Annotated in this window: 16 protein-coding genes; 9 read left to right on the plus strand and 7 right to left on the minus strand. The window is 41.5% G+C overall.

The features are described 5' to 3' along the window. Positions 1–405 precede the first annotated feature (405 nt). The 9 genes from H6G03_RS01240 to H6G03_RS01280 all read left to right on the plus strand — a co-directional run bounded on the left by H6G03_RS01240 (position 406) and on the right by H6G03_RS01280 (position 9,453). On the plus strand, positions 406–1,323 hold the full coding sequence (locus tag H6G03_RS01240; RefSeq protein ID WP_190461251.1) for an NAD-dependent epimerase/dehydratase family protein: 918 nt from the start codon (positions 406–408) through the stop codon (positions 1,321–1,323). Between the two features lie 22 nt (positions 1,324–1,345). Then, positions 1,346–2,293 (plus strand): glycosyltransferase family 2 protein, encoded by a 948-nt coding sequence (locus H6G03_RS01245; RefSeq protein WP_199315077.1) that lies wholly within the window; start codon positions 1,346–1,348, stop codon positions 2,291–2,293. Continuing rightward, positions 2,284–3,090, plus strand: a complete 807-nt coding sequence (locus tag H6G03_RS01250; RefSeq protein WP_190461253.1) for an FkbM family methyltransferase — start codon at positions 2,284–2,286, stop codon at positions 3,088–3,090. The genes H6G03_RS01245 and H6G03_RS01250 overlap by 10 nt, the downstream gene beginning before the upstream one ends. A 10-nt stretch (positions 3,091–3,100) precedes the next feature. Then, positions 3,101–4,027 (plus strand): FkbM family methyltransferase, encoded by a 927-nt coding sequence (locus H6G03_RS01255; RefSeq protein WP_190461255.1) that lies wholly within the window; start codon positions 3,101–3,103, stop codon positions 4,025–4,027. An 11-nt stretch (positions 4,028–4,038) separates the two neighbouring features. Further along, positions 4,039–5,259 (plus strand): glycosyltransferase family 4 protein, encoded by a 1,221-nt coding sequence (locus tag H6G03_RS01260; protein ID WP_190461257.1) that lies wholly within the window; start codon positions 4,039–4,041, stop codon positions 5,257–5,259. A 41-nt stretch (positions 5,260–5,300) separates the two neighbouring features. Next, a complete protein-coding gene (locus H6G03_RS01265) occupies positions 5,301–6,326 on the plus strand; it encodes a glycosyltransferase family 2 protein (RefSeq protein ID WP_190461259.1) in 1,026 nt (341 codons plus the stop codon). 218 nt (positions 6,327–6,544) lie between these two features. Continuing rightward, positions 6,545–7,411: a hypothetical protein gene (locus H6G03_RS01270; protein ID WP_190461261.1), complete on the plus strand. Its 867-nt coding sequence runs from the start codon at positions 6,545–6,547 to the stop codon at positions 7,409–7,411. A 10-nt stretch (positions 7,412–7,421) separates the two neighbouring features. Further along, positions 7,422–8,585: a glycosyltransferase family 4 protein gene (locus H6G03_RS01275; RefSeq protein WP_190461263.1), complete on the plus strand. Its 1,164-nt coding sequence runs from the start codon at positions 7,422–7,424 to the stop codon at positions 8,583–8,585. A gap of 22 nt (positions 8,586–8,607) precedes the next feature. Further along, positions 8,608–9,453 (plus strand): FkbM family methyltransferase, encoded by an 846-nt coding sequence (locus H6G03_RS01280; RefSeq protein WP_190461265.1) that lies wholly within the window; start codon positions 8,608–8,610, stop codon positions 9,451–9,453. Here H6G03_RS01280 and H6G03_RS01285 read toward each other — a convergent pair. From H6G03_RS01285 to H6G03_RS01315, 7 genes are all read right to left on the minus strand, one after another. After that, the gene (locus H6G03_RS01285) at positions 9,443–10,105 is read right to left on the minus strand and encodes a HEAT repeat domain-containing protein (protein WP_190461267.1); all 663 of its coding nucleotides are present in this window, start codon (positions 10,103–10,105) and stop codon (positions 9,443–9,445) included. The genes H6G03_RS01280 and H6G03_RS01285 overlap by 11 nt on opposite strands. A 47-nt stretch (positions 10,106–10,152) precedes the next feature. Next, a complete protein-coding gene (locus H6G03_RS01290; protein WP_190461270.1) occupies positions 10,153–10,935 on the minus strand; it encodes a HEAT repeat domain-containing protein in 783 nt (260 codons plus the stop codon). 123 nt (positions 10,936–11,058) lie between these two features. Beyond that, complete coding sequence (locus H6G03_RS01295) at positions 11,059–11,901, minus strand: phycobilisome rod-core linker polypeptide (protein WP_190461272.1); 843 nt, start codon at positions 11,899–11,901, stop codon at positions 11,059–11,061. Positions 11,902–12,130: 229 nt separating this feature from the next. After that, on the minus strand, positions 12,131–12,619 hold the full coding sequence (locus H6G03_RS01300) for a globin family protein (protein ID WP_190461273.1): 489 nt from the start codon (positions 12,617–12,619) through the stop codon (positions 12,131–12,133). Positions 12,620–12,679: 60 nt separating this feature from the next. Beyond that, positions 12,680–13,198, minus strand: coding sequence for a globin family protein (locus H6G03_RS01305; RefSeq protein ID WP_190461275.1), 519 nt, complete (start codon positions 13,196–13,198; stop codon positions 12,680–12,682). A gap of 272 nt (positions 13,199–13,470) precedes the next feature. Next, complete coding sequence (locus H6G03_RS01310; protein WP_190461277.1) at positions 13,471–15,843, minus strand: response regulator; 2,373 nt, start codon at positions 15,841–15,843, stop codon at positions 13,471–13,473. Further along, positions 15,836–16,237: a response regulator gene (locus tag H6G03_RS01315; RefSeq protein ID WP_190461279.1), complete on the minus strand. Its 402-nt coding sequence runs from the start codon at positions 16,235–16,237 to the stop codon at positions 15,836–15,838. Before H6G03_RS01315 ends, H6G03_RS01310 begins: the two co-directional genes overlap by 8 nt. Positions 16,238–16,253 lie beyond the last annotated feature (16 nt).

Raw genomic sequence — 16,253 nt, forward strand, 5'->3', positions numbered from 1 at the left:
AAAGCTGATAGAGTGATGAATCAAACATTTTGGGTAGGGGTTTATCGGGGTTTAGATCTAGACAGGCTCAATTATATAGCCGATCGCGTGAAAGAGGCCCTGGCTGATAGCATACGGCTGATAGCGTATGACAGTATATTCCTTATATTCCTTCCAGAGCGGATCGTGAATATCCAGCCAACTCCCCTACCGGGTTGTTACGAAATCCATTTTACGTGCTAAGCGACAGCGCTATCTTAATATATAAAGTGAAGGCTGCTCATTCCCGCGCAGACAAGTGGTGCATACTGTGGAAATCAGTGGCAATACCCTGGTTACACACAGCGCCAATTTTTTCGCGATGGAAGACCGAGTTCGCCTTTGCTGATTTCTTGAGTCCCTTTCGTTGCAAAGAGGAAGCTACTGATGGTTGCTAAGCAGTCATCCAATACTGCCCTGGTAACTGGTGCTACTGGCTTTGTAGGGTCGCACTTAACGCATCGGCTAGTTGCAGATGGCTGGCAGGTACATATAATTATGCGTCCAAACTCGACGCTGCAACAGCTTGAGTGCCTACAAGACAAGATTGTTATTCACACTCATGACGGTACGACTGAGGGGTTGTTTAACATTTTTAAATCCTTAAAGCCAAAAGTTGTTTTTCATTTAGCATCGTTATTATTGGCGCAACACAAACCAGAGGACATTGCGCCTATGTTGGAGAGTAATATCACCTTTGGTACGCAGCTAGTTGAGGCGATGGTGGCTCATAAAGTTTATCATTTGATCAACACAGGTACATCATGGCAGCATTACGAAAACAAAAACTATAGTCCAGTTTGTTTATATGCTGCTACTAAACAAGCTTTTGAAGCCATAGTTCAGTTTTACGTGGAAACTACACCATTGCAAGTAATAAGTCTCAAACTATTTGATACCTATGGGCCTAAAGATACCAGAAATAACCTATTTACATTGATAGAAAAAACTGCTAGCCAAAAAGAACTGCTGGCAATGTCTCCGGGGGAACAGTTAATTGAACTTGTCTATATAGATGATGTTGTAGATGCCTACTTGGTGGCAGCAGAGCGGTTGAAAAACGAGGAGGTCGAGGGGCATGAAATATACGAAGTATCGACAGGTTCTCCGTTAAAATTAAAGGAAATTATTGAGGTTTATGAGCAAGAAACTGGTGTGAATATACCCATTCAATGGGGGGGTAAACCCTACCCTCCTCGCGAGGTGATGGTGCCTTGGAACAAAGGTGCCCTCTTACCGGGATGGAGAGCAAAGGTAGGCATAAGGGAGGGCATAAGAAGAATACAGGAAGAAAATAATTTATAAAGAGGAATAGGTAAAATAAGTTATGAATTTATTGTCTATTTCTACACCTATTGCCTTTTTCATCTTCAATCGTCCTCATCTAACAAAGATTGTTTTTGACGCGATCGCTAAGGCCAAGCCCAAAAAGTTATTAGTAGTAGCAGATGGCCCCCGCTTTCCCGAAGAAGATGAAAAATGTCAAAAGGCTAGGGCAGCAGTTATGGCTAATATAAATTGGGAATGCGAAGTGCTTACCAATTTTTCAGAACCCAATCTGGGATGCAAAGAGCGGGTTTCTAGTGGATTGAATTGGGTTTTTTCAGAAGTAGAGGAAGCAATTATTTTAGAAGATGATTGTTTGCCACATCCATCATTTTTCCGTTTTTGCGAAACTCTCCTAGAGCGCTATCGTTATGATGAGAGAGTTATGATGATTAGCGGCGATAATTTTCAGTTAGGCAAAAGCAGGACAGAGTACAGTTATTATTATTCAAAATATACTCACATTTGGGGTTGGGCTTCTTGGAAAAGAGCTTGGCAATACTATGATGTTAATATGAAATCTTGGCCGGAATACAAAAATGTCAACCTTATAAGTTCAGTTTGCGAAGACCAGTTGGAGCAGAAATACTGGACAGATATATTTGATATTGTATTTAATGGTGGTATGAATACTTGGGATTACCAATGGCTTTATGGCTGTTGGTGTCAAAATGGCCTATCAATACTTCCTAACTGCAATCTTGTTTCTAATATTGGCTTTGGAAATGAAGGAACGCATACGTCTTATGACAGTCCGTGGGCACAATTACCAACAAGCGATATCGGCAATATCGAACATCCGCCATTTATGGTTAGGCATCGAGATGCTGACAATTACACATTTGACTATCTATTTGGTGGTAAAAATTTTAGAGAAAGCAACACGTTTACTAGAAAATTGCGCCGACGCTTGTCGTTAATTAAAGGAAAATTAAAATCATGTTTTTAAGCGAAATAAAGCATTTAGGCAAGCTGGCGTTGCGACCCCACTACAGAAGATCCTATTTGGCCACAAAAAAACTGTTAAATACCCCTCGCTATACTCGCAGTTTTACTAATATTCTTGGGGCTGAAATAGAATTAGTAGATAGTGCTTCTTTTCTGTTTATGTACAAAGAGATATTTGAACAGCAAATATATAAATTTAAATCGAAAGAAGCACAGCCATTAATTATAGATTGCGGTGCAAATATAGGTTTAAGTATTTTATATTTTAAACGTCTTTATCCAAATAGCTATGTCGTCGGTTTTGAACCAGATATTAATGTTTTTAATGTTTTAAAAAATAATATACAGAGACTTAGATTATCTGGCATTGAGTTAATTGATAAAGCAGTTTGGACGTCAGAAACTACGCTTGAGTTTATGGCTGAAGGTGCTGATGGTGGCAGATTAATGCAGCATGAACCAGACAAAGAAAAATACCAAGTATCAACAATTCGCCTACGTGATTACTTAAGTAAAAAAGTAGATTTCTTAAAACTAGATATCGAAGGTGCTGAAACGGAGGTAATTAAAGATTGCCAAGATTTATTGGTGAATGTAGACAACTTGTTTGTTGAATATCATTCATTTGCTAATCAACCCCAAACTCTCCATATTATAATAAATATACTCACCAAAGCAGGTTATAGGCTTCATGTTCACCAAATGCGCCCTTCTCTTCAGCCGTTTTATCAGTGCGATGTTTACTCAGGTATGGATATGATCTTGAATATTTTTGCTTTTCGTGAGGATAAGTTTTAGGGTAAATACCATGCAAAGTGCTTTTCAAGAAGTGCAATCAATTGATTTTGTAGATATAGGTTGTAGTGGTTCGTTAGAGGAAAAGTGGGAGCAACTATTTCCTCTGTTATCGTATACTGGATTCGATCCAAATTCAGAAGAATGCCAACGTTTGAGTAGCCTTCCTCACCCGTACAAGAGTGCGAAATATTTCCCCTATGCTATTGCTGGCGAAGAGGGAACAAAAACAATTTACTTGACGGAAAGGGTTGGCTGTTCGTCGCTACTACGCCCAAATCACCAGTGGCTGAACCGTTTTTCATATCACGATTTATTTAAAGAAACGGGAACAAGTTCTGTAGTGTGTACGACTCTTAACGCATTAGCGAACAAAGAAGGTTTGAAAGCCGATATTATCAAGATTGACACTCAAGGGCTGGAATTGCCAATATTACAGTCTGGCGATTTAGTTTTGAAAAATGCGTTTTGCGTAGAAACTGAAACGGGATTTTTAGAAAATTACATAGGGGAAACGACTTATGCCCAAATAGATGAATTTATGCGCTCGAAAGGGTTTATGATGTTTGACATCAAAATTTATAAGGTGGGGCGGAAGAATTCTCTAATTGAATATGGGAAACAACAACCGCTTTGGTGTGAAGCTTTGTGGTTGTTCGATCTCATCGGCCAAGGAAAAAACCCTTCTTTGGAGGAAGCCCTTAAATATTTAACTATTTGTAGGGCAATGAAGTGCTTTGATTATGGATTAGAACTGAGTAGGTATTTTAAAGATCTGGGAATTGTAGATAGAGATATGCTAAATTATCTGGAAAAGCCGGAAAACTGGATAATAAAACCCAAACCACCCACATCAACATTGGGAAAAATTTTGAGATGGCTTCCAGAAGATATAAATAAGAGACTGATGTTTGGATTAAAACAAATTATTGAGGAATAACTAAGTAAAATATGAATGTACTTCAGATCAATCAGTCTGATACTATAGGGGGAGCGGCGATCGCGGCATACCGACTGCACGAAGGGTTGTTAGCTCAAGGTATTGACTCGCGGTTGCTGGTGGGAGAAGTCAAAACAAGCAGCGATCGCGTGGCTGTTGTAACCCGCAAACCGCCCATAGAAAACCAAATTTATCGCTTTAGTTGGCGTCTGGGCTTTAATCATATTCACCTTGTTAGCAGCTTTGATATTCCCAAACACCCTTTTTATCAAAAAGCAGATATTCTCAACTTTCACAATCTTCATACTGGCTACTTTAATTATCTGGCAATTCCCTCATTAACCGCTACAAAACCAGCGGTTTTTACCCTCCACGATATGTGGAGTTTTACAGGTCATTGCAGTTATAGTTATGACTGCGATCGCTGGAAAATAGGCTGTGGAAAATGTCCTTACCCGGATATACATCCAGGGATTAATGTAGATAATACCAGCATAGAATGGAAGCTGAAAGATTGGGTATACAGTCGCTCTAATCTCGCAATTGTGGCTTTGAGTAAATGGCTTTACAACGAAGCCAAGCAGAGTATGCTCAACCGCTTTCCTATTTATCACATACCCAACGGCATCGACACGGAAGTTTACCGACCGCTCGATCGCAAAGAGTGTCGTTCCCTGCTGGGTATACCGACAAACAAAAAAGTTATTATGTTCTCTGCGGCGAGTCTCAAAGATCCGCGCAAAGGCAATGACCTGGTATTGAAAGCGCTACAAAGCCTGCCTGCATCGCTAAAAGCCGAAACCGTACTTTTGATTCTCGGTGATGGCGGTGAAGCGATGGCCGAAGCTGCCGATTTGCCTACTGTCAATCTTGGCTTTGCCAGTGGCGATCGCCTCAAAGCCATTGCCTATTCTACTGCCGATGTATTTGTTTTTCCCACCCGCGCCGATAATTTACCGCTGGTGTTGCAAGAAAGTATGGCTTGTGGTACGCCGATGGTTTCGTTTAAAATAGGCGGAGTTCCGGATCTGGTACGTCCAGGTATCACTGGCTACTTAGCAGCCCCGGACGATATCGAAGACTTTCGTAACGGTATTGTCCAACTATTAGAAGATGAAAATTTACGCGAGCGCATGAGCCAGCAGTGTCGGACGATCGCTCTTCAAGAATACTCTCTGGAACTACAGGCTCATCGATATATTGAATTGTATCGTCAATTGTTGCACAATTAAACTAAATTTTAGTTGCTAGCACTTGCTTTATTTATATTATCATGCCACCCATCGCTAAAGCTCTAACTCTCAAAGACTTACCCGCTCCACCGCCCGATCGAACCGGGTGGCCTTGGACTGAGGAAAGTCAACCATTGCCAGACCGAATGCCCGATCGTTCTGAATGGCCCCGAATCAGTATAGTTACTCCCAGTTATAACTATGGCCACTTTATTGAGGAAACAATACGTTCTGTACTGCTCCAAGGCTATCCAAATTTAGAGTACATTATTATTGATGGTGGTTCTACCGATCGTACAGTTGAAATTATCAAGAAGTATGAAAAGTACATAACATACTGGGTAAGCGAACCAGACGAAGGGCAGACAGATGCTATCAATAAAGGCTTTCAACTGTGTACAGGCCAAATTTTTGCTTGGTTGAATGCAGATTGCTCTTACACTATTTCAGCACTAGAAAAAGTAGTCAACTATTATTTAAACGGCTACAAATTGATTGCTGGAGGATGCGTTGTTGTCTACAATGATGGTCGCGAAGAAGCTGTATATTCTGTACCCACAGATTTTGAACGTTATCTTAAGTTTTGGATTGCAGGTTGCGGTTTCACCCAAGCTGATGTTTTTCTTGACAAAGAGCTAGCAGATGATTGTTTCCCCTTAGACAAAAAACTTTATATGGTCATGGATTACCAATACTTTCTGAGAGCCCTTAGCAAAAACCCCAAACAAATTTATTTGCAGCAAACTTGGTCAAAAGACAAGCTACATGGAAGTAACAAAACATTGATTCCTTATGAAGGAGGAATGGCAGAGTTTAGTCGAGTAGCTTTAGCCGAATCGACACAATTACCTTTGATTCGGCGCATAATTTATAGAATGGACGTAAAAGATTACTTAGTTATCCATTCTTTGACAGATGGTAAATATCCAGATGGGAAAGTGGGTTTATTGACGGCTTTATTTGCCAGACCAACTCTGCTACGGTGGCCAGTTTTTTGGAAGATGGTTATAAAAGCAATTTTCGGCCAGAAAGTATACTCTTGGGTTATGAAATCGGTAGGCCGTTAATGCTTCTCCTAGTGCAGTGCCTACTTAATTGAGTCTAGAGAATCATTGGTGACAATAGGAATTTGGATAAATGTTATGAAAACAAGTTTATTAAATTATTATAGAGCTTGGTTTCCATTAAGTATCAGGGAGCGATTGCGCCCGCTCAAACATCCCGTCAAAACTTTGATAATCTCAGCTATTTCTAAAAGTTACATACTTATTAAAGCCAAGCCAATATGGTGTTACTAAAAGACCCTATACGACTAATAAATGTTGAGTACCGTGCAGCTAGGATGCAGGGATATGCTTTTTGTTCTGTGTATCGTGCAGCACTTCCTTGGATAGTAAAGCGTCCCATCGCCCAATCTCGAAAAGTTCCCGTGAAGGTCTACTCTTTTTCGTGCGATCGCGATTTACCGGAACAGGTAGCGAGTATTCGCTCTTTTGTCCGTTATGTAGGTATTCCTGACCAGTTCATAGTCGTTTCTGACGGTACTTATGCTCCCGATAGCTGTCAGTTGCTTCGCCAAATAAGTCCTTGTGTAGACGTAGTACATATGGACAGCTTGGTCAAAAAAGATTTAATTGAATGTTTGCGTAAATATGCAAATATTCATCCATTGGGTAAAAAGCTTTCTGTCTTAATGTCTATCCCTATTAACCAAACAACTATCTACGCCGATTCAGATATTCTATTTTTTCCGGGTGCTGATGAATTAATTAGTTTGGTAGAAATGGGCGATGGCCAACCCCGCTATTTGCTTGATTGTGCTACCGCCTTAGATGAGCGCTTGCTTGACAATGAATCAGAAAAAGCCAATCCCGTCAACAGTGGATTTATGTTACTAAACAAGCCATTAGATTGGGAGAAGCCTCTAAATCGCTTAGCGCAACTTCAGGAAATTCCTAACTACTTCACAGAACAAACTATGGTGCATTTAACAATGCACTGTAACAAAGCATTGCCTCTCGATCCCACCCGATTTTTAGTGCGTCGTGACGATGAGTTCATTTATGCAGATAAATATGCAGGTAAAACAATAGTTTTAAGGCATTATATTAATCCGGTTAGACATAAGTTTTGGTTGAGTACTAAAATATAATATTTGAACAATGGCTCAAACTTTAAAAATTCTGATGATACTCCATATGCCTTGGCATCGCGACTTGGGAGGTTCGCGAGTTCAACTGGAGTTGGCAGACGAATTTCGGGCAATGGGACATGAAGTGCAGAAATTCGACTATAACGATGCTTTTCCGGAAGAAAATTCATCTTTCTTGCAAAGATTAACTCGTCCCAGTTTTGCAAGTAAAGCAAAAGCTTTTGTGCAGGCAAATGCCCATCGGTTTGATATTATCGACGCTCACCAAGGCAATTTACCTTTTTCTAAGCAAGAATTAGGTATTAAAGGTTTACTTGTTGCCCGTTCCGTGGGATTATATGCCTTTTACGAGGAATTTGCCAAGCAAGAAAAAATTAAATGGCCACCAAAAAGAAAGAAAACTTTGATTGGAAACTGGCTGCGATCTTGGCTGTCTAGAAAGGAAATCTCTGACTGTTTGCCGAGTTTGCAAAACTGCGATGTTATCAACGTGCCCAATCAGGACGAACAAGCCTATGTCCGCGATGTGCTGGGTATGGGAGAGAAGTGTTTTGTCTTTCCCTTCGGACTCTCCCCAAAGCGACAACAAGCATTTGCCCAAGCGGTTCAACCTGCGGCGGTGCGGCTAGCTTCTAAGCAGGTTGTTTTCATCGGTACTTGGGGAGCGCGGAAGGGGGCTAGAGATTTTGCAGAAATTATGATGCGTACAAAGGCTAAAGTTCCAGATGCACGCTTTCTATTTTTAGGTACAGCTTTTAGCTCCGAAGCAATTTTCGCCGATCTCGATATGCCAGCTTGTGATTGGATTGAGATTGTACCCCGTTTTGCAGGCGAGGAACTGCCAAAACTTTTGAGTAAAGCAACGGTGGGAGCTTTCCCCAGTTACATTGAAGGATTTGGTTTTGCGGTATTGGAAAAACTGGCTTGCGGTCTTCCGACTGTGGCATATAATGTTCCTGGCCCGCGAGAAATGTTACATCATTTTGATGATGACTTGATGGTGACTGCTGGTGATTCCGAACAGTTTAGCAACCAGATAATCAAGCTGCTGACTTTGGATGAAGTGAGTTATTCTCAGCTTTCTCAACAGTGTATTGAAGTTGCACGTATTTTTTCTTGGAGTCAAATTGCTAAGGATACATTGGATGTTTATAGAAAGTTTTTAGGTGTGTAAAAAATCAATTGGAGAGATTTTTATGAATTCCAAACAAAAAGCGGTTCAAATTATTTGGCAATTGTTAAAATATTATCTGGGTGATGCTAATGCTTTAAAAATTATTAAGTTTTGGCTGCATTTACTACCTTCTAAATACGCATTTCCTTTAACATGGGTGACTCTATCTGAATTTCCAGTAAATTCTCAATCTGAATTTGAATATACCTACGGAACGGCTCGGCAATTCCCGCAGAGAATGGTAAAGGTTAATCCAAATTGTTTGCACGCTCGCTTTTTTGTGGTTAGCGGGTACTATGAGGAATATCTGACAAAAGAAATTATGTCGCCGCAAAGGAAAGGATTATTTGTTGATATTGGTGCTAATTTTGGTTATTACTCGGTTTTGTGGCTGCAAAAGGATGAAACGCGAGCGATCGCTGTTGAACCAGTCCAAGAATATGTGGAAATTTTGCATGAAAATCTCAAGGATTACGATTCTAGATATTTAATTTTTGATGGCTGTATAGGCGATCGCGATGGGGTAGCATTCTTGGATACTTTGGGAGAGCCCACGATGTTGAGTAAAGTGGTAGCTGATGCCGCTCGACCAAACACCCGTAGCGTTCCTATGCTGACTTTAAGCTCTTTGTTAAAGAAATACAATGAAGAAAAAATAGATGTACTTAAGGTTGACGCTGAAGGTTATGACATTAATATTTTAGAGAGTTGTAAACCTTTGTTTGAAGCGAAAGCTATCAAAACAGTGTTCTGGGAAACTGCAAACTCTCCAGAAGAAAAAAATATCATTGAGTTTTTGGAAAATTTGGGATATTCCAAAATATTGGATAAAGCATCGACAGGCTATGAGTTAGTTTCTAACTTGTAACTTCCTCCAAAGCGGTTTTAATTCGCGTTTGCACGGTGTTATCTTGTTCTTGAGTTAACGCTTGTTGTAAAGATGCGATCGCTTCAACTGTAGCAATTTCTTGCAGGGAAACTGTAGCTGCATAACGCAGCGCCCAATCTTCCGTTTTCAACAATGCCCAGGTTAGTTTTTCGATCGCACGCTTAATCATTTCTAGGTCGCCAGATGTACTGCCGATGCGTCCCAAACCCCGCGCTGCAACTCGTCTGACATTACCCTGACAGTGATTTGCTACTTCCACACCCACCACTTCCAGCAACAGATCCAAAGCTCTACCGTCGCCAATTTTAGCTAAAGCTTGAACGATATAAGCTTGCAGTCCGTGATCCGCAGAAGCTCGGAAAGCAGCGATTAATGGTTCTACAGAGTGTGGCGCAAGTTTCACCAATCCTTCCACCGCCGCAGCTGGTACAGAAGGATGATGATGGCTCAAAATTTCTATGAAAGCAGCGATAATTTCTTCTGTATTCTCTACAGTGGTTTTCCTAGCAGATAAAGTTTGAATTAAACTCACTGTATCAGTGGGAGTTGAGGCACGACGTAACTGCTGAATTAACCAAGCAATATCTAAATCTCTAGACCCTTCGCTATTGTTGATGTTAAGTGCGTTCATACTTAAAATGCTATTTTTTTTTTAGTTTGGCAAAGAATTGGTTTAGCTCAAAGTTGAATCAACAAATCATCTATTGCGCCCAGCAATAAGCGGGTTGTTTTTTGCTTTTCTACTTCATCCGAGCGATCGCTACTTAATACAGATTCTAAAATTCGCTTCAAATTCAACAGCTTTAGACTATTAGCCACCTTAGCATTAATAATTGCTTCTGCTGCTTCTATGTGACCGATCGCTCCCAAATCGAATGCTGCTGCCCAGCGCAAATACATATTTGGGTGAGTCAGATTTTTAATAATTCGTTCGATGTACTGAGGCTCTTTAGTAAAAATATATAAATATCGAGCGGCAGCACATTGAACGCGCTCAGAATTGTGTTCCAGAAATCCCTCGATTTGCTTTTGTGCTGACCAAACTTGTAAAGTTCCCAGCGCTTCAATCAAAGCTTCCAACGGTTGCTCGCCTTCCGATCCTAAGAGTTCCAGCAAAGGTTTTTCTGCTCTTGAATCGCCAATAGCTGCTAATGCTTGAATCGCTGCTTCTCGCAGTTGCAAATCTTCGCAGTTCAATGCCTCCAACAATGCAGGCACTGCTTGCGTATTTTTCAATTGACCGAGAGCCCTTGCTGCTTGACGCCGCAGGGGATATCCGCCTTGGGGAGTGCGATAGCGATCGTCTTCTAGCGCCTCGCAAAGTACGGCCCAAGCTTCTTCAACTTGATGCTTGCCTAACCACCAAGCAGCGTAATAGCGAATTTGATTATCGTCTCCTTTTAAGGCAGCGATCGCAGCTTCTTTAGAAAGGATTAACTCTGGGGGTGAAGTAGCAGTCATAGCAAAATTTTTAGATAAACATTAGGGACTATAGACAAGCAAAATTCAAAAGTCAAAAGTTAAAAAAATATTACTTATTTTAACTTTTGGCTTTTGACTTCCCAGTCTCCAGTCCCTACTTACTCAGGCTTGTTCAATTTTGACTATCTTACCACCACGACGGTGAATTTCTTGGTAAGTCGTCGAAAGTTGGTCGTAAGACACGGTATAAACCCGCTTGCTCTGACGCACTGCTACCTTAGAGCTTACGCCACCGACAACCGCTTCAATTCTGTACACTCTGGCATCTCCACGTACAGCCGCGCTGGTTAAAGTTCCACCGACCGCCTCAGAAGATCTGCCTAATACTGACAGCGGTGCCCTAATTGAATTAGGCAAATTCATCGACACTTTTTGCCGCAGTCGGGAATTTTTGCCGCCAAACTGAGCGTTATCGCTGTTAGCGCTACCCCGGAAAAGCTCAAATATCCGGTTGTATCCAACGGTTTTCATTCCTGGCAGCGACTGAAAACCACGGTAAAAGGGAACCACATAATTCCCAAAAGCATTGTCGTATTCTGCACTGTAGAGATAAGAATCGATCTCTGCTTCGTAGCCTTGAGAATTATACAAGTCTACATGGTAGGCAATTTCCGACTGGTCGTAGGGAGCGCGTCCCAACAAATGCTTGTAGTTGAGCTCGATAAAACGAACTTGCGAATTATTGTAGAAAAAGCGCTCTTTGTAAAGTTCGGATTTAGCCAAAATCTGGATAAATTGCCGCACGTTGATTGTGCCGTTACGTAACAAAGCTTCGGCACTGGTGAATGATTCGCTGGCATAAACCCCTTGGCGACCAAATACTTGATCGTAGGCTACCCGGAATATTGCTCGCAATTCATCTTCGCTCCAGTTCGGGCGAAGTTCAACTTTTCTGCCAGTTTCCGAACTAATTCCCAGCCGCTCTTCGACCGCTAAACTGCTCATTTTTTAAGCTCCCTTGCAAATTTTTGGCTTTCCATCCACTTTTTATGAATCAGGGTCTGGGAAACAGACAATTGCTGCTATCAGGCATTAGTTATCAGTCATTAATTATTATTTAGTGTTCGCGTTAATTGCTGATTCTCTTAACAATTAACTGCCAACAATTACTAATGACCGATTTCCAATAACCGACCGCTCGACGATTGCCTATATCTCAGACCCAAAAGCCTTCTTAGCTTAAAGCGTTGATGGCATAGTTGATGTAGTTGTTGGCTTCACCAGCCGCATCACCCGATAGACCGTGATTGTCGCGGACGAATTCCAGAGCGGCAACATACCAGCTGGGAGACAGACCCAGGGCAGCGTTGAGTTCTTTGACACCAGCTACTACGTACTCATCCAAGGGGCCAGTACCGCCTACTACACAGCAGTAGCTGATAGTACGCAGGTAGTGGTCGATATCGCGCACGCACTTGTTTTTGCCTTCTTGGGTAGAGGCATATTGCGGGCCTTGCATTTGAGTGGTGTAAGGGAATTTTTGATAAACGTGATTGGCTGCTGCTTCAGCCCATTTTTTGCCATTAGCGGCGAATGCACGAGATGCTTCCAAACCAGCTTTAGCGCGGTTGAAACGACCAAAAATCGCTTGCAATTCGGTGTTGCTGACGTATGCGCCACGAGAATCTGCTGCTGCAATTGCTTCGGTCAAGGGGGTTTTCATGATGCTTTTATACTCCTATGTTGTGCGAAATGATTTCAAAAGGTGTAAGTCGGTGACTTTTTAGGCAACAGCCGCAGCAGCGCGATCGAAGTAGCCAGCTACTTCAGACATCAAAGAGCTGCAATCGCCTTTGGTGATACCGTTGGGATTGTTAGCGATCGCGATCGCTGCATCTTTCATCTTTTGAATGCCAGAAGCAACAACATTTCCAGGAGTGCCGAGAGCTTGATAGGTTTCGCGCAGACCGTTCAAGCAGCGATCGTCCATAACGCTGGCATCGCCTGCTAGCACTGAATAGGTAACGTAGCGCAAAATGAAGCCCATATCGCGAATACAAGCAGCTTGGTTGCGGTTGTGGAAGCAAGCACCGCCAGCATTAAAAACTTGAGCATTTTCGGCTACCAAAGCGCGATAAGCGTTGGCAACAATCGTCGAAGAGTTGGCGGTCAGGCGGTTGACTGTATCTAAACGCTTATTGCTGTCGGAAACCATTGCCGAAAGAGCATTAATTTCGTCGTCGCTCAGGTAAGCGCCCTTTCTGTCAGCTTGTTCTACAACTCTGGAAAAAGCGTCAAGCATTTTGTCAAGCTCTCCTAAAATTAATTTACTTTTATCCCTCCAGACAGTTATTTAACTGCCTTGATTTGAGAGATTACAGCTTAAAAGTAAAAAAATTGGGGTAGAAATCGAGTAAAAAGCGAGAATATGTTTTAATGAGTATTAATTCCTAAGTAATTATTCTCAAACCCACACAATCACACTTTAGGCTAATTTGTCAATAGCACGATCGAACGATCCCAGAAACCCGGTTTTTGAGAAAAATAGGGCTTCTGATCTATGTCGAACTTACCCTAACGATTAATTCGTTCAATTAAATCGATAATTGCATCGCAACGAAATTTTTTAACTAAATCCGTCAAATATTGGGCTAAAAAAGCTTCTTCTGCTGGAATTTCGGCAATTAATTCCAAAATACGGTCATTATCGATAGAATCAGCCGCCTCGTATAGCTGTGTTATCCACCCAGAAGGCATTACAGTTAGAGATTCCGGTTCTAGCTGCTTTTGACTTTCTCTAGATTGGGTGGAAGTAGTAGATTGCGCTTCTGAGTAAACGTAACGCACCCCCAAGTAAGTGGCGAGCTTTTCCAAGAGTACTTCTTCTCGAAAAGGCTTACGCACAAAATCATCGCAACCTGCTGATAAAACGGTGATGCGATTTTCTTCAAAAACACTGGCAGTCAAGGCAATAATTACGGTAGCTTGACCTTTTAAATGCGCTTTAATATATTTAGTCGCTTCGTACCCGTCCATCACGGGCATTTGCATATCCATTAATATTAGATTTGGTTCCCAACTTTGCCACTCTTCAATAGCTTGTTGACCGTTTTCTGCTGCACGCACGTCGAACCCAAGTGGGGAGAGTAGATGAATCAAAAGTTGGCGGCTTTCCCAGCGATCGTCTACTGCTAAAATGCGATATTTTGGTTGATTGGGAGCTAATGCGATCGCTCTCTTACTTGACTGGTAAGTTTGAACTTCTTTCGCTTCTACCAGCTCAACTTTGACATCAAATTTAAAAATAGTTCCCTCACCCAACACACTATTAACAGTAATATCCCCTCCCATCAGTTGTACGAATTGTCTGCTTATCGGCAAACCCAAACCAGTACCTTGCTCCGAATTTCTTCCCGTTTCTGTTTGCACAAAAGGGTCAAATAAAGTATCAAGCTCGTGGGGCGCTATACCAGGGCCGGTATCTTCTACTTCAAACAAAAGCTTGCGGGATTTTGTGGCATTTTCGCTTACAATTTCTGCTAAATCATTTCCCGGCATCACGCGCAATACCACACCTCCCGACGAAGTAAATTTGATGGCGTTGCCAATCAGGTTAATTAAAACCTGACGCAATTTATTTTCATCTGTTCGCAGGTATTGCGGAGTATGGGGAGCGCAATCAAAAATCAGCTGCAATCTTTTAGATTCAGCTTTGAGTTGCAGCATTTCTTTGATCGAATTGAGCGTAGAAATTAAATCAAAGTTATTCTCATTGAAAGCGATTCTGCCAGCCTCAATTTTGGACATTTCCAATACATCATTAATCAGCTGCAATAAATGCTCTCCGCTGCGTTCAACTATTCCCAATTGTTCCCGCTGCACTTGATTGAGGCTATTGTCGCGGGCAAGCAGTTGAGTGAAACCCAGGATAGCATTGAGTGGGGTTCGCAATTCATGGCTCATCTTCGAGAGGAATTCGCTTTTAGCTTGGTTGGCGCGTAAAGCAGCTTCTTTAGCTTTCTCCCAAGCTGCTTCTGCTTGTTTGCGATCGCTAATGTCGCGGGCCACCCATGTCACCGAATTATTTGGTAGCGGTGAAATGCTGGCTGCAAACCAAATTTCCCGTTCGCCGACGGACAGACTGTAATCAAAGTTGATGGTTTCTTGGCTGTCTAATGCTTGCCGAACTTTACCAAACCAAGTATTGTTTTTGTCTTGAAAAAATTGTTCTATGGTTAAGTTAACAAGGTCAGTTTCAAATTTATAAAAGCGACCGGGATTTGTTGGCACTGCGGTGATTTCTTCACGATCGTTAACAATTAATACAATCTCAGACATTGCCTCAAATATTGTCCGAATTTGCCTCTCGGAAGTGCTGAGCTTTTGTTCTAGTAAGTTGCGCTCGTTAATTTCTTGTTGCAGTTGGGCATTAGCTTTTGCCAATTCCGTTGTGCGTTCCACCACCTTCTGTTCTAGAGATGCGTTTAACTCTTCCAGTTCTGTTCTAATTTTTTGTAAAGTCTGATTTTTATAAATTAATTCTTTATCCTGAAAATAACTGCGAATTGCTTCTGTAACTGTCAAACAAAGGTCTGTTTCGTCCCAAGGCTTACCAATGTAACGATAAAGATTAGCATGATTCAGCGCATTACCCACTGCTTCCGTACTAGCTTGTCCGGTCAACATAATCTTCAAAGTTTTTGGGTACAGGGAATGAATTTTGATTAGCAGTTCATCTCCTTTTATCCCCGGCATTATTTGGTCGCAAATAATTAGAGGTATCTCTATATCATCTGCTTGTAATTCTGCCAAAATTTCTAAAGCTTCTTCGCCGTTTTCAGCTAGTTCAATGTCAAACTCGCTTAATAAGTGATTATTTAGCTGATCCCTAAGACTAACCAGTACAACCCTTTCATCGTCAATGCAGATAATCGCACCTTTACTCATTGCTTTCCTCCAACCCCGATTTGAGGATTTGGATTAAAGTTTCTTCATCCCAAGGTTTGGGTATATAGCTATGGAGGTTTGCATACTTTCGAGTTCGTTCTATGGCTTCCTCATCCGCTTGTCCAGTCAATAATACCGTCACAATGTTAGGAAATTGTTGGTGAACTTTAATGAGAAATTCATCTCCTTTCATATTCGGCATTAGCCAATCGGAAACAATTATAAGAATTTTGATATCTTCTTGGTTTAATTCTTCAATAATTTCCCAAGCTTCGTCAGCACTTTCTGCGAATTCGCAGACATAGCGCTCGCCTAAATAATTAGTTAATTGATCTCGCAGACTTAACAGTACAATTCTTTCGTCATCTACACATAAAATCGCTTTTTTGACCATAACACTACCTCGCCTT

The sequence above is a fragment of the Aerosakkonema funiforme FACHB-1375 genome (assembly GCF_014696265.1).
Lineage (GTDB): Bacteria > Cyanobacteriota > Cyanobacteriia > Cyanobacteriales > Aerosakkonemataceae > Aerosakkonema > Aerosakkonema funiforme_A.

What these genes read in the sequence shown, in the direction of transcription:
- H6G03_RS01240 (WP_190461251.1), top strand. Translation starts at nt 406, where the DNA reads ATGGTTGCTAAGCAGTCATCCAATACTGCCCTGGTAACTGGTGCTACT.
- H6G03_RS01280 (WP_190461265.1), top strand. Translation starts at nt 8,608, where the DNA reads ATGAATTCCAAACAAAAAGCGGTTCAAATTATTTGGCAATTGTTAAAA.
- H6G03_RS01310 (WP_190461277.1), bottom strand. Translation starts at nt 15,843, where the DNA reads ATGAGTAAAGGTGCGATTATCTGCATTGACGATGAAAGGGTTGTACTG.
- H6G03_RS01260 (WP_190461257.1), top strand. Translation starts at nt 4,039, where the DNA reads ATGAATGTACTTCAGATCAATCAGTCTGATACTATAGGGGGAGCGGCG.
- H6G03_RS01265 (WP_190461259.1), top strand. Translation starts at nt 5,301, where the DNA reads ATGCCACCCATCGCTAAAGCTCTAACTCTCAAAGACTTACCCGCTCCA.
- H6G03_RS01250 (WP_190461253.1), top strand. Translation starts at nt 2,284, where the DNA reads ATGTTTTTAAGCGAAATAAAGCATTTAGGCAAGCTGGCGTTGCGACCC.
- H6G03_RS01285 (WP_190461267.1), bottom strand. Translation starts at nt 10,105, where the DNA reads ATGAACGCACTTAACATCAACAATAGCGAAGGGTCTAGAGATTTAGAT.
- H6G03_RS01275 (WP_190461263.1), top strand. Translation starts at nt 7,422, where the DNA reads ATGGCTCAAACTTTAAAAATTCTGATGATACTCCATATGCCTTGGCAT.
- H6G03_RS01305 (WP_190461275.1), bottom strand. Translation starts at nt 13,198, where the DNA reads ATGCTTGACGCTTTTTCCAGAGTTGTAGAACAAGCTGACAGAAAGGGC.
- H6G03_RS01245 (WP_199315077.1), top strand. Translation starts at nt 1,346, where the DNA reads ATGAATTTATTGTCTATTTCTACACCTATTGCCTTTTTCATCTTCAAT.
- H6G03_RS01255 (WP_190461255.1), top strand. Translation starts at nt 3,101, where the DNA reads ATGCAAAGTGCTTTTCAAGAAGTGCAATCAATTGATTTTGTAGATATA.
- H6G03_RS01290 (WP_190461270.1), bottom strand. Translation starts at nt 10,935, where the DNA reads ATGACTGCTACTTCACCCCCAGAGTTAATCCTTTCTAAAGAAGCTGCG.
- H6G03_RS01295 (WP_190461272.1), bottom strand. Translation starts at nt 11,901, where the DNA reads ATGAGCAGTTTAGCGGTCGAAGAGCGGCTGGGAATTAGTTCGGAAACT.
- H6G03_RS01300 (WP_190461273.1), bottom strand. Translation starts at nt 12,619, where the DNA reads ATGAAAACCCCCTTGACCGAAGCAATTGCAGCAGCAGATTCTCGTGGC.
- H6G03_RS01270 (WP_190461261.1), top strand. Translation starts at nt 6,545, where the DNA reads ATGGTGTTACTAAAAGACCCTATACGACTAATAAATGTTGAGTACCGT.
- H6G03_RS01315 (WP_190461279.1), bottom strand. Translation starts at nt 16,237, where the DNA reads ATGGTCAAAAAAGCGATTTTATGTGTAGATGACGAAAGAATTGTACTG.